Source organism: Streptomyces sp. NPDC028722 (assembly GCF_040637655.1).
In the GTDB taxonomy this organism is placed as follows: domain Bacteria; phylum Actinomycetota; class Actinomycetes; order Streptomycetales; family Streptomycetaceae; genus Streptomyces.
In genome coordinates, this window is sequence record NZ_JBEZWU010000016.1 from 66,818 (window position 1) to 79,337 (window position 12,520).

General features: G+C 72.5%; 13 protein-coding genes. 5 read left to right on the forward strand and 8 right to left on the reverse strand.

Annotation, left to right across the window (positions count from 1 at the left end; all coding sequences use genetic code 11):
* The first annotated feature begins 96 nt into the window (after positions 1-96).
* Positions 97-1,113 (forward strand): sporulation protein, encoded by a 1,017-nt coding sequence (locus tag AB0F03_RS23610; protein WP_361995247.1) that lies wholly within the window; start codon positions 97-99, stop codon positions 1,111-1,113.
* A 116-nt stretch (positions 1,114-1,229) separates the two neighbouring features.
* On the opposite strand, the gene AB0F03_RS23615 is transcribed toward AB0F03_RS23610, so the two are convergent.
* The 8 genes from AB0F03_RS23615 to AB0F03_RS23650 form a co-directional block, all read right to left on the reverse strand.
* The gene (locus AB0F03_RS23615) at positions 1,230-2,189 is read right to left on the reverse strand and encodes an ABC transporter substrate-binding protein (protein ID WP_361995249.1); all 960 of its coding nucleotides are present in this window, start codon (positions 2,187-2,189) and stop codon (positions 1,230-1,232) included.
* A gap of 206 nt (positions 2,190-2,395) precedes the next feature.
* Complete coding sequence (locus AB0F03_RS23620; RefSeq protein WP_361995250.1) at positions 2,396-3,064, reverse strand: ABC transporter permease; 669 nt, start codon at positions 3,062-3,064, stop codon at positions 2,396-2,398.
* Positions 3,061-3,714: an ABC transporter permease subunit gene (locus AB0F03_RS23625; RefSeq protein ID WP_361995252.1), complete on the reverse strand. Its 654-nt coding sequence runs from the start codon at positions 3,712-3,714 to the stop codon at positions 3,061-3,063. Before AB0F03_RS23625 ends, AB0F03_RS23620 begins: the two co-directional genes overlap by 4 nt.
* A complete protein-coding gene (locus AB0F03_RS23630; RefSeq protein WP_361995254.1) occupies positions 3,714-4,841 on the reverse strand; it encodes an ABC transporter ATP-binding protein in 1,128 nt (375 codons plus the stop codon). The genes AB0F03_RS23625 and AB0F03_RS23630 overlap by 1 nt, the downstream gene beginning before the upstream one ends.
* 183 nt (positions 4,842-5,024) lie before the next feature.
* Positions 5,025-5,432 (reverse strand): peptide-methionine (R)-S-oxide reductase MsrB, encoded by a 408-nt coding sequence (gene msrB / locus AB0F03_RS23635; protein ID WP_361995255.1) that lies wholly within the window; start codon positions 5,430-5,432, stop codon positions 5,025-5,027.
* 17 nt (positions 5,433-5,449) lie between these two features.
* A complete protein-coding gene (gene murC, locus AB0F03_RS23640; RefSeq protein WP_361995257.1) occupies positions 5,450-6,841 on the reverse strand; it encodes a UDP-N-acetylmuramate--L-alanine ligase in 1,392 nt (463 codons plus the stop codon).
* A 101-nt stretch (positions 6,842-6,942) separates the two neighbouring features.
* The gene (locus tag AB0F03_RS23645; RefSeq protein ID WP_361995259.1) at positions 6,943-7,416 is read right to left on the reverse strand and encodes an indole-3-glycerol phosphate synthase; all 474 of its coding nucleotides are present in this window, start codon (positions 7,414-7,416) and stop codon (positions 6,943-6,945) included.
* Positions 7,417-7,599: 183 nt separating this feature from the next.
* Entirely contained in the window at positions 7,600-8,493 is an 894-nt protein-coding gene (locus tag AB0F03_RS23650) for a pyrimidine reductase family protein (protein WP_361995261.1), read from the reverse strand.
* Between the two features lie 37 nt (positions 8,494-8,530).
* On the opposite strand from AB0F03_RS23650, the gene zapE reads away from it, so the two are divergent.
* The 4 genes from zapE (at position 8,531) to AB0F03_RS23670 (ending at position 12,424) form a co-directional block, all read left to right on the forward strand.
* A complete protein-coding gene (zapE, locus tag AB0F03_RS23655; RefSeq protein ID WP_361995263.1) occupies positions 8,531-9,634 on the forward strand; it encodes a cell division protein ZapE in 1,104 nt (367 codons plus the stop codon).
* A gap of 213 nt (positions 9,635-9,847) precedes the next feature.
* Positions 9,848-10,243: a hypothetical protein gene (locus tag AB0F03_RS23660; RefSeq protein ID WP_361995265.1), complete on the forward strand. Its 396-nt coding sequence runs from the start codon at positions 9,848-9,850 to the stop codon at positions 10,241-10,243.
* An 88-nt stretch (positions 10,244-10,331) separates the two neighbouring features.
* Positions 10,332-10,910 (forward strand): carbonic anhydrase, encoded by a 579-nt coding sequence (locus tag AB0F03_RS23665; protein ID WP_361995267.1) that lies wholly within the window; start codon positions 10,332-10,334, stop codon positions 10,908-10,910.
* Positions 10,911-10,918: 8 nt separating this feature from the next.
* Complete coding sequence (locus AB0F03_RS23670) at positions 10,919-12,424, forward strand: SulP family inorganic anion transporter (RefSeq protein ID WP_361995269.1); 1,506 nt, start codon at positions 10,919-10,921, stop codon at positions 12,422-12,424.
* The last annotated feature ends 96 nt before the right edge of the window (positions 12,425-12,520 follow it).

Sequence of the window (12,520 nt, forward strand, 5' to 3'; positions counted from 1 at the left end):
GACCTGGGAACTTCTGCGCCGTGGCCGCGAGTTCACCATGCGCCGGACGGCGGTGGAACGCCGTGCGGACGAGGCGATGAACGAAGGAGCTACGGCATGGTGTTCAAGAGGCTGCTGGGCGCGCTCGGGGTCGGCGGCCCCTCCGTGGACACGGTGCTGGACAGCGACGCGGCCCTGCCCGGCGGCGCGCTGACGGGCCGGGTGCTGGTGCGCGGCGGCGGCGCGTCCGTGGAGGTGGAGCGCGTCGGCCTGGAGCTGCTCGCCCGCGTGGAGGCGGAGCACGCGGAAGGTGAGAGCGAGGGAACGGTCGTCTTCGAACGGTTCCCGGTCGGCGGCGGCTTCCGACTCGGCGAGCAGGAGGTGCGCGAGCTGCCGTTCAGCGTGCCGCTGCCCTGGGAGACGCCGGTGACCGAGCTGCACGGCCGGCCCCTGGGCATCGTCCTCGGCGTGCGCACGGAGGTCGCGGTGGCCGGCGCCCGGGACAGCGGCGACCTGGATCCGCTCGCCGTGCGTCCCCTCCCGGTGCAGGAGGCCGTGCTGGAGGCCCTCGGCCGGCTGGGCTTCGGTTTCCGCTCGGCCGACCTGGAGTACGGCCGCATCGGCGGCACGGGCCAGCGGCTGCCGTTCTACCAGGAGATCGAGCTGACCCCGCCCCCGCGGTACGCGCACGCGGTGAACGAGATCGAGCTGACCTTCCTCGCCTCCCCCACGGGCGTCGAGATCGTGCTGGAGGCCGACAAGCGCAGCGGGCTGCTGTCACCGGGGCACGACGCGCTGACCCGGTTCACGGTGCGTCACGAGGACGCGCCGGCCCTGGACTGGCACGCGGAGGTCAGCGGCTGGATCCACCGGCTCACCGAACACCGCGACGCCTACGACAGCCACGCGGCGTACGGTCACGACGGGACGCCCGGAGCCGGTCACGGCTTCGGCCCTCCCTCGGGCCCGGGCGTGGGGACGGCCGTGGCCATGGGAGCGGCGGGTCTCGCCGCCGGGGTCGTGGGCGGCATGGTGGCCGCGGAGGCCGTGGACGAGATCGGCGACTACTTCGAGGACCAGGGCGACGACCAGGACGACGACCAGGACGACGAGGGCTGGGACGACGAGGGCTAGGAGAGGCGGGCTGGGAGACGCGGGCTGGGAGACGCGGGAGCGCGACGACGCGGGTGCCCCGGCGCTCCGGGGGACCCGCGTCGTCATCGGCCACGGCCGTGGCCGGCGGTGGCCCGTCAGGCGAGACCGGCGGACTTCAGCCAGGCCTTGGCGACGTCCAGCGGGTCCTTCTTCTGCACCTGCGCCTGGGTGTCCAGGTCCAGCAGGGTCGCGGTGTCCAGCTTGGCCGAGACGGCGTTGAGGGCGTCGACACCCTTCTGCGACAGGGAGTTCTTGTGGACGAGCGGCTGGACGTTCTCGAAGCCGAAGAGGTTCTTCGGGTCCCGGAGGACGACGAACTTCTCCTTGGCGATGTTCGGGTCGGTGGTGAAGAGGTCCGCGACCTGCACCGCGTCCTTCGACAGCGCCGCCAGCGTGAGCGGGCCGCCCGCGTCCAGCGCCTTGAAGGACTTGAAGTCCAGGCCGTAGACGGACTTCAGGCCCACCAGGCCCTGCTGCCGGGTCTGGAACTCCGGCGAGCCGCCGATGACCAGGTCCTTGGCGATGTCCTTCAGGTCGGCGACGGAGGACTTCCCGGTGAGGTGGTACTTCTTGGCGGTGGCCGCGTTGACCGTCACCGAGTCCTTGTTCTGGGCCGGCGCCGGGTTCAGCAGCGTCAGCTTCGGGTCCAGCGCGGCCTTGATGGCGGCCGTGGTCTCGTCGGCGGTCCTCGGCGCGGCCTTCTGGTCGAGGTAGGCCAGCAGCGCGCCGTTGTACTCGGGCAGCACGGTCACGGCGCCGTTCTTGAGCAGCCCGTAGGTGGTCTCGCGGCTGCCGATGTTCGGCTTGTACGTGATGCTGAAGCCCTTGGCCCTGAGGGCCTCGCCGTAGATGTCGGCGAGCAGGGTGCTCTCGGGGAAGTTGTTGGAGCCGACGACGACGCTGTCGCCGCTCGCCTTGTCGTCCGTGAGCGGGTTGCCGCCCTTGTCGTCCGTGGAGGAACAGCCCGCCAGCAGAGCCGTCGCCGCCGCGAGGGCGACCACCGCCGCGCTTCGGTTCCTTCGGATGGACCTGCTGAAGTGGGTCGTGTAAGTCACCAGTCGATCCAATCCAGCCGGTTCTCGGTCAGTCAAGTGCCTCCGATCACCGATTGGCCTCGATCTGCGGCCTGTTGTGCCCGCGTCCGTGCCGCGCGGGGTCGCCGACGGGCCCCGGGCCGTCCCGGCTCCCGGGGGACATCGGGTGACTGCGGGTGACAGGGGGGCACCGCCGGGGAGCGCGGGCCGCACCGGACGGTGAGGGCTCAGCCGCTCCTGCGTACGCCCGGGGACACCGTGAGCCGGGCCACCGCCCAGAACAGGCCGAGGGTCGCGAGGGCCAGTCCGGCGACCAGGGTGGCGCCGCCGACGACCTTGTCGTAGTTCCTCTGGTAGAGGCCGTCGATGATGTACCGGCCGAGGCCGCCGAGGCTGACGTACGCGGCGATGGTGGCGGTGGAGACGATCTGGATGGCCGCCGTGCGCAGTCCGCTCAGGACCAGCGGCAGCGCGACCGGCAGCTCGACCTGGAGCAGCACGCGGGTCTCGGACATCCCCATGCCGCGGGCCGCGTCCACCGGGGACGGGTCGACCGAGCGGACCGCCTCGTAGGCGGTGACCAGGATCGGCGGTACGGCGAGCACCACCAGCGGGATCATCACCGGCAGCAGGCCGAAGCCGATCCAGAGGAACATCAGCACGAGCAGGCCGAAGCTGGGAAGGGCGCGCCCGGCGGTGGCGAGGAGGGCGAGCGTGTTGCCGCCGCGCCCGGTGTGGCCGGTGAGCAGGCCGACGGGCAGTCCGATCGCGGCGGCGATCAGGAGCGCTTCCAGCGAGTACCTGAGGTGCTCGGCGAACCGGGTGGGGATGCCGTCGTAGCCGTGCCAGTGGGCGCTGTCGCTGAAGAAGGAGTGCGCGAAGTTCAGGACGTTCACCGGGTGGCACCCTTCCGCGGCATCCAGGGGGTGAGCAGGAGGCGGAGAAGGACCAGCACGCCGTCGGCGAGGATGCCCAGCACCGCGATGGTCACGACCGAGTTCACGGCGAGGGCGGGGCGGTGGTAGGTCTGGGCGTCGTAGAGCATGTTGCCGAGGGCGCCCTGGTTGCCGATGAGCATGCCGACGCTGACCAGGGAGATGCTGGAGACGGTCGCCACCCTGAGGCCGGCGATGATCGCGGGTACGGCGATGGGCAACTGGATCTGGAAGTAGCGCCGTACGGCCCCGAAGCCCATGGCCTGGGCGGCGGCGAGGGTCTCGGGAGGCACCGAGCGGACACCGTCGACGATCGCCGGGACCAGCACGACCAGGCTGTAGAGGGCGAGCGGGACCATCACGGTCGTCTCGCTCTGCCCGAAGTAGTCGATGAGCACGACGAAGAAGGCCAGCGACGGGATGGCGTAGAGGACGGTGGTGATGCCGAGGACGGGCGGGTACATCCAGCGGAACCGTACGCACAGCTGGGCCACGGGCAGCGAGACGAGCAGTCCGGCCAGCACCGGCAGCAGGGCCTCGCGCAGATGCAGCCCGACGAGTCCGAGATAGCTGTGCTGGAGGTCGCTGGGGAGGTCGAAGAAGCCGCTCATCACCCGGCGTTCACCTCGGTCCGCTCCGCCGCGCGGTCGTGGGCGGCGCGGATCGCCTCGCCGATGACCTGCTGGGAGACGACGCCGACGGCGATCCCCTCGCCGTCCACCGCGACCGCCCACCCGGTCGGCGAGAGCACGGCCCCGTCGAGCGCGGTGCGCAGCGAGTCGGTGCCGGGCACGAACGGCCGCCCGTACGGCAGGAGCCGGTCCCGGTCGACGGATCCGGCGGTCAGCCGGTCCGGTTCGCTCCAGCCGAGCGGCCTGCCGTCAGTATCGGTGACGAGGAGCCAGTCGGCCGTGGCCCGGGAGGCGAGCTGCTCGGCGTCGGCGTCGATCGGGACGACGGGCCCGGTCTCCAGCCGCAGTCCCGCGGACGGGAAGAAGGACAGCCGGCGGATGCCGCGGTCGGCGCCGAGGAAGTCCTCCACGAAGGAGTCGGCGGGCGCGCTGAGCAGTTCGGCGGGCGGGGCGAACTGGGCGAGCCGGCCACCGGTGCGCAGCACGGCGACCTTCGTGCCCAGCTTGATCGCCTCGTCGATGTCGTGGGTGACGAAGACGATGGTCTTGCCCAGCTCCTGCTGGATGCGCAGGAGTTCGTCCTGGAGGCCCTTGCGGACGATGGGGTCGACGGCGGAGAACGGTTCGTCCATCAGCAGCACCGGCGGGTCGGCGGCGAGCGCGCGGGCCACGCCGACGCGCTGCTGCTGGCCGCCGGAGAGCTGGTACGGATACCTCTTCGCCAGGGCCGAGTCGAGTCCGACCCGCTCCATCAGCTCGGCGGCCCGGGCTCGTGCCTTCTGCTTGTGCCAGCCGAGCAGGCGGGGCACGGTGGCGATGTTGTCGAGGATGGTGCGGTGCTGGAAGAGCCCGGCGTTCTGGATGACGTAGCCCATGGACCGGCGCAGGGTGTTGACCGGCTGCCGCCTGATGTCCTGGCCGTCGAGGAGGATGCTGCCCTCGCTGGGCTCCACCATCCGGTTGATCATCCGCAGGGTCGTCGTCTTGCCGCAGCCGGAGGGTCCGACGAGGACGGTGATCGCGCGGTCGGGTATCTCCAGTGACAGCCGGTCGACCGCGACCGTGCCGTCCGCGTATCGCTTCGTGACTGAGTCTATCCGTATCAAAACGCCGGACACCCTTCGGATTTGACCTATTTCCGCCCGCTTCCGCCACTTTTCTTCCCCGCGCAGGCCGTTGGGCAGCGAGTCTAGACCGCCTGCGGCGCCGCGGTTCGGCGGCGGCGGGCGGGCGGGCGATACGGCGGCGAGGCGGCCGGGTCGTCCCGGCCGCCGGGCACGTCGGCCGCGTCAGCCCTCGTCGGGGCTCAGCCGCAGGGAGATGGAGTTGATGCAGTAGCGCTGGTCGGTCGGGGTCGGATACCCCTCACCCTCGAAGACGTGCCCGAGGTGCGAACCGCAGCGGGCGCACCGCACCTCGGTGCGGACCATGCCGTGGGAGCGGTCCTGCACCAGCTCCACGGCGTCGGTGTCCTTCGGGTCGTAGAAGGACGGCCAGCCGCAGTGCGACGCGAACTTGGTCCCGGAGGTGAACAGCTCGGCACCGCAGGCCCGGCAGGAGTACACGCCCTCGGTCTTCGTGTCCGTGTACTCACCGGTGAAGGCCGGCTCGGTGCCGGCCTGGCGGAGGACGGCGTACTCGGCCGGGTTCAGCTCCGCGCGCCACTGCTCCTCCGGCTTCTCGACGTCGTACGACATCAGTTCTCAGCCCCTTTTCACTGCGACAGGCGGTCCAGGATCAGCGGGCCCAGGTCGGTCACATCACCCGCGCCCATGGTGAGAACGAGATCACCGGGCTTCGCCATTCCCGCGATCACCGCGGGGATCTCCGTCCTGCCGGACACGGCGGTGACGTCGGCGCCCGCCGCGCGCGCGGCCTCGATGATCAGCTCGCTGGTGACACCGGGGATCGGGTCCTCCCGGGCCGGGTAGATGTCCAGGACCACGGAGGCGTCGGCGAGGGCCAGCGCCTGCCCCATCTCCTTGCCCAGTTCCTGGGTGCGGGAGAACAGGTGCGGCTGGAAGACGACGAGGATGCGGGCGTCACCGGCGGCGGCACGCATGGCCTCCAGGTCGGCGGTCATCTCGGTGGGGTGGTGGGCGTAGGAGTCGATCACCTGCACGCCGGCCGCCTCGCCCTTGAGCTGGAGGCGCCGCTTGACGCCGGTGTAGGCGGCGAGCGCGGGCGCCAGCTCGGCGGCCGGGATGCCGAGGGCGGCGCCGGCGGCGAGCGCGGCGACGGCGTTGAGGGCGTAGTGCCGGCCCGGCACGGAGACGGCGAAGGTCAGCTCCTGCCCGTCCAGCACGGCCGTGACCTCGCTCTTCAGCCCCTGCGGGACGATCCTCAGGACGCGCACGTCGGCGTCCTCGGCCTCGCCGTAGGTGACGGTCCGCACCGCGCGCTCCCGGACGCGCCGGGTCAGCTCGCGGGCGCCCTCGTGGTCGGCGGAGACGACCAGGGTGCCGCCGTCGGTGACACGGTCCACGAACGTCTCGAACGACTCGTAGATCTCGTCCATGGACGCGTAGTTGGCGTGGTGGTCCAGCTCGACGTTGAGGACGATGGCGACCTCGGGGGCGTACTTGTGGAAGCTGCGGTCCGACTCGTCGGCCTCGGCGACGAAGATGTCCCCCTCGCCGTGCAGCGCGTTGGAGCCCGGGGCGTCCAGGTCGCCGCCGATGGCGTACGACGGCCGCAGGCCCAGCTCGGTCAGGCAGACCGCCAGCATCGAGGTGGTGGTCGTCTTGCCGTGGGTACCGGCCACGGCGATCGGGCGCAGCCCCAGCATCAGCGCGGCGAGCGCGTCGGAGCGGTGCACCACCGGGATGCCCAGCTCGGCGGCGCGGGCCAGCTCCGGGTTGTCCGTGCGGATCGCCGACGACACGACGACGCAGCTGGCGTCGTCCGCGAGGTGCCCGGCGGCGTGCCCGATGTGCACGGTGACGCCGAGCGCCCGCAGCGCCTGCGCGGTCGCCGAGTCCTTGGCGTCGCTGCCGGCCACCCGTGCCCCGCGCTGCGCGAGGATCTTGGCGATACCCGACATTCCGGCGCCGCCGATGCCGATGAAGTGCGGTCGGTCCATGGCGGCAGGAAGGCCGGGTGCCATGCGTTTCTCCCCAGAGACGGTACGAGCCAGAGCAGGACCTAGCCTATGCGCTGGCGCACCGGGCGCCGCGCGGGGAGGCGGCCGGGCCTCCCCCGCTCCGCCTACGCCTTGCTGTGCGAGAACAGCTTGAGCACCGGCACGCCCACCTTGTGCCGGGCCCGGGAGGCCCAGTCCCGGTGGAAGAACTCCTCGACGTAGTGCGGGTCGGTCAGCACGATCACCTCGTCGGCGTTCACCTCGGCCACGACCCCCTTCAGCGCCTCCAGCGGATGGTCCTCGACCAGCCGCCCCTGCGCCGTGCCGCCCGCCGAGCGCAGCGCCTGGAGCGACACGTCGAGGGCCTGCTGCCCGACGCTCCTGGCGTCCTGCCCCTCCGGGGTCTCTCTCTCCCGCACCGCCTCGTCGAGTTCGCCGAGCGCGATGTCGTCGATGGCCCGCAGCAGACGGTCCGCCTGGTCGCCGCGCGGCTGGAGCAACACGTGGAAGGAGACGGGCTCGTCTCCGTGCAAGGTGGTGACGAACTCCACGTCGGCGGACGTCAGGGCCTTCTCGATCATCAGAACGCTTGTGAACACCAGGCGCCTCTTTCCTGCGAGGGCCCGCGGGGCCCGCTGTCCTGCGGGGCCCGGCAGGGCCCCTGCGGAAACCATCCTTCCCCGTGATCGCACGGGTACTGCCGACCAAGTCTGCCCGCCGAGCCAATCGGAACAGCAGATTCCGCCGAAGTCGTTGCCGATGTCGATCGTCGGGGGCCGGCGTCAGGGCCGGCGGTAACGGCTGTACAGGAACCCGTCCTCCTCCAGCAGGGACGCGAGGACGAACCGCTGCGGCACGGCGACCGCCGGCCCCCCGGCGATGCGCTGCGCGTCCCCCGCGGTGAGTGTCGGCGACACGGTCAGGCACAGCTCGTCCAGCACCTCGGCGGCGATCAGCTGGCCCAGGAGCCGGGGGCCGCCCTCGGTCAGCAGCCGGGTGTGGCCGAGGCCCGCGAGGGCCCGCACCGCGCGCGCGGGCTCGACGCCCGTGCCGTCCCCGGCGACCAGCACCCGGGCGCCGGCCTTCTCCGCGGCGGCGACCCGGTCGGGGGCCGCCGCGGCCCCGGTCAGAACCAGCGTGGGCACCAGCGGGGAGGTGAACAGCGGGAGCGTGAAGTCCAGTTCCAGGCTCGCGCTGACGATCGCGATCGCCGGGACCGGGTCCTGCCCGGCCGCCGCGCGGGCCCCGGCGAACTCCGCGCGCACGCGAGCCGGGCGGTACCCCTCCTGCCGTACCGTCTCGGCGCCCACGAGGACGACGTCCGCGAGCGCCCGCAGCGTGCCGAAGACCCGCATGTCGGTGGCGCTGGAGATGGGCTGGGAGCGGCCCTCGTGCTGGGCGGCGCCGTCCAGGGAGGAGATCATGTTGGCCCGCAGCCAGGGCCGCGGGGCGCCCGGTCCGGACGCCGGGTAGGCGTACGCGGCGGCCAGCTCGGCGAGGCTCCACTCGCGGTCCACGGCCCCGGCGGCGTCAGGGAGCCCGGCGGCGTCAGGGGCCGTGGCACCGCCCGTACGGGCCGCCCCCCTCTCCCCTTCCGGTCCCCGGCTCGCGGCCTTGGCACCGGTGCCGGGGGCCTGGGCTGCTGTTTCGTCGGTCACAGGGAACAGGCGTCGCATGACGTGCAGTGTGGCACGGCGCTTAGCATGAAGAACTGTGTCGTCCTCCACCACCGCCCCCGGATCCAGCCCTGTGCCGGACGCGGGCCCCGTGTCCCTGTGCGCCCGTGAGCCGCGCGTTCCCGCCGACCGCCTGGTCGCGGAGATGGTGCCGCCCCCGCGTTTCGACTCGGTCCGCTTCGCCACGTACATCCCGGACCCCGGGCAGCCCAGCCAGACGGAGGCCGTCCAGGTGCTGGAGGGCTTCGCGGCCGGGCTCGGCGCCGCGCCCGCCGGCGGCACCGGCCGGCGCGGCTTCTTCGGCCTCGGCCGGGCCAGGGCGCCCAAGGCCCCGGCGGGCCCGCGCGGGGTGTACCTGGACGGCGGCTACGGCGTCGGCAAGACCCATCTGCTCGCCTCCCTGTGGCACGCCGCTCCGGCCGACGCCTCCCGCAAGGCGTTCGGCACCTTCGTGGAGCTGACGAACCTGGTCGGCGCCCTGGGCTTCCAGCAGACCGTGCAGACGCTGTCCGGGCACAGCCTGCTGTGCATCGACGAGTTCGAACTCGACGACCCCGGCGACACGGTTCTCGTCTCCACGCTGCTCGGAAAGCTGGTCGAGGCGGGTGTGGCGCTCGCCGCCACCTCCAACACGCTGCCCGGCAAGCTGGGCGAGGGGCGGTTCGCCGCCGCCGACTTCCTACGCGAGATCCAGGGCCTGTCGGCCCACTTCCGCGCCCTGCGCATCGACGGCGAGGACTACCGTCACCGCGGCCTGCCCGAGGCGCCGGCGCCGTTCTCCGACGAGGAGGTCATGAAGACGGCCTTCGCCACCGAGGGCGCCTCGCTGGACGACTTCACCGGGCTGCTGGAGCACCTGGCGCGGGTGCATCCGAGCCGGTACGGCGCGCTGACCGACGGGCTCCGGGCGGTGTGCCTGACCGGCGTGCGGCCCGTGCCGGACCAGTCGACGGCGCTGCGCCTGGTGGTGCTCGCCGACCGGCTCTACGACCGCGAGGTCCCGGTGCTCGCCTCGGGGCAGCCGTTCGACCGGCTGTTCAGCGAGGAGATGCTGAACGGCGGCTACCGCAAGAAGTACTTCCGCGCGATATCCCGGCTCACCGCGCTGGCCCGGGACGCGAAGGGACTGGTCGGCGGCTAGCCGGCACGCTCACCCCGGCCGGACGGCAGCCGGCCGGACGACCGTGGGGCAGGGGCGGGTTCACGCCACGCCACCTACGGTTTTCACGCTCTCTCGGGCGCGTAACGCGCTGTTAACCCTGCAAAGGGCTTCGCGGGGTTAACGTGTTTCTTGACCATCCGTTGACCAGTACTTGGTCCGGACAAGAGGCGTGACAAAAGCGGAGGGGGGCTCATGTTCCGAGGTACGACCGCCCGGATCCTGCTCGCCCTCCTGGGCGTCACACTGCTCGCCCTCCAGCTCTTCACCCCCGCCGGAACCTTCGCATCCGCGCACACGCACGGTCAGGCACTGGCCAAGAGCAAGACCGGAATCCACCTCTCCGTACCACCGGCGCACGACGGCACGGAGACGGTCCGCACCCCGGACCGCCCGGTCCGTCCCGCGGGTGTCCCGCAGGTGCGCGACCGGCACCGGGGCCCCGCCTCCCCCTGCGCGCAGGAGCACCCCCTCATATCCGGCCGGGCGGCCGGCACGGCCCCGTCCGACCCCTCCGGCGGCCGGCACCGCCACGCACCCGGAGCCTCCGGAGCGCACACCCCGGCCGCCCTCCAGGTCTTCCGCTGCTGAGAGCCGGGCCCCGCCGCTCCCCTCTCCACCCCCACAACCGTCGTTCGAGCCCGACGCGCCAGGCAGGCGCGCCAGGAGGACCACATACATGCAGCCCCTCATCGACAACGCCCGTACCTTCGGACAGCGCCCTGAGGAGTTCGCCGAGCTCGCCGAAGGCCAGTCCCCGCAGGTGCTCTTCATCACCTGCTCCGATTCCCGGGTCGTCCCGGCCCTGATCACGGGCGCCCGCCCCGGCGAGCTGTTCGAGCTGCGCACCGCGGGCAACATCGTCCCGCCGTACGCCTCCGCGCACCCCACCGGCGAGGCCGCCACCATCGAGTACGCCGTGGAGGTGCTCGGCGTCCGCGACATCGTGGTCTGCGGCCACTCGCACTGCGGGGCCGTCGGCGCCCTGGTGCGCGGCGACGACCTGACCGCCGTACCCGCCGTGCGCGACTGGCTGGCGCACGCCACCCCGCGTCCGGCCGGCGCGGCCGAGGACCCGGAGGTCGCCGAGGGTGTGCAGAGCCACGTCCTGACCCAGCTGCTGCGGCTGCGCTCGTACCCCTGTGTCGAGCGGAAGCTGGCGGAGGACCGGCTCGGCCTGCACGCCTGGTACTACGAGGTGCACACCGGCGCCGTACGGACGCACCGCCCGCAGACCGACACCTTCGAGGCCCTGTGAGCACGCCGATGACCGACGACCGCACCCTCATATCCCGTACCTCCCGCCTGGCCCGCGTCTCCCGGCCCCCGCACCTGCGGCAGGACTTCGCCGCCTCGCTCGTCGTCTTCCTGGTCGCGTTACCGCTGTGCGTGGGCGTGGCCGTCGCCTCCGGTGTCCCGGCCGAACTCGGCCTGGTCACCGGCATCGTCGGCGGCCTCGTCACCGGGCTGATGCGCGGCAGCAGCCTTCAGGTGTCGGGCCCGGCGGCCGGCATGACCGTGCTCGTCTTCGAGGCGGTCAAGGAGTTCGGGCTGCCGGTGCTCGGCGTGATCGTGCTCACCGCCGGACTGCTCCAGATGGCCATGGGCCTGCTGCGCCTCGGCCGCTACTTCCGCGCGATCTCGGTCTCCGTCGTGGAGGGCATGCTGGCCGGGATCGGCCTGGTGATCATCGCCGGGCAGCTCTATCCGGCGCTGGCGGCGAAGGCCCCCGACTCCGGCCTGAGCAAGATCACCGGGCTGCCCGGCGCGTTCCTGGACGCCTTCGGCGACAGTGGGGCGCTGGCCTCGCTAGCGGTGTGCGCGGGCACGGTCGCGGTGCTGCTGCTGTGGAAGCACGCCCCCGCGAAGCTGCGCACGGTGCCCGGCGCGCTCGCCGCGGTCGGGCTCGCCACACTGGCCGCGCTCGCGCTGAACCTGCCCGTGGCCACCGTGGAGGTGCGGGGCCTGCTCGGCTCGGTCCAGCCGCCGCCGCTGAGCGCGTTCGGCGAACTGGCCGGGGTGGGACTGCTGGGCACGGTCGTCGCCTTCACCCTCATCGCGTCCGCCGAATCGCTGTTCAGCGCGGCGGCCGTGGACCGGCTGCACTCCGGGCCGCGCACCCAGTACAACCGTGAACTCCTCGCCCAGGGCGCGGGCAACGCGGTGTGCGGCCTCCTCGGCGCCCTGCCGATGACCGCGGTGATCGTGCGCAGCGCGGCCAACGTCCAGGCCGGGGCCCGTACCAAGGCCTCCCGGGTGCTGCACGGCGTCTGGCTGCTGCTGTTCGCGGCCCTGCTGCCGGGCGTGCTCGCCTACATCCCCGTCCCGGCCCTCGCGGGCATCCTCGTCCACGCGGGCGCCAAGCTGATCCCCGTCCGGGCGCTGGCCGGGCTGTGGCGCGAGCACCGCGGAGAGGCGCTGGTCCTCGCCGTCACGGCGGTCGCCATCGTGACGGTCAGCATGTTCGAGGGCGTGCTCATCGGTCTCGCCCTTGCGGTGGTGAAGACCGCCTGGGAGGCCTCGCACATCCGGCTGGAGGTCACCGACGAGGGTGCGGGCCCCGTCGAGGGACATCTGTCGGGCAACGCGACCTTCCTGCGGCTGCCGAAGATCCTGGACACCCTGGAGTCGCTCCCCCAGGACCGCCCGGTCCGGCTCGACCTGTCGGGGCTGCACCACCTGGACCACGCCTGCCGCACGGCCCTGGAGAACTGGGCCGCACGGCACAGCGCGGCCGGCACGGAGCCGGTGAAGCTGGTCACGGCGGCGTGAGGGGCCGCCCGTGGGGCCGGGATGCCGGAATCTCTCGGCATCCCGGCCTTACGGGCCTATCGTGGCAACAGCAGACAAACCCGACCTCTGGGCGAG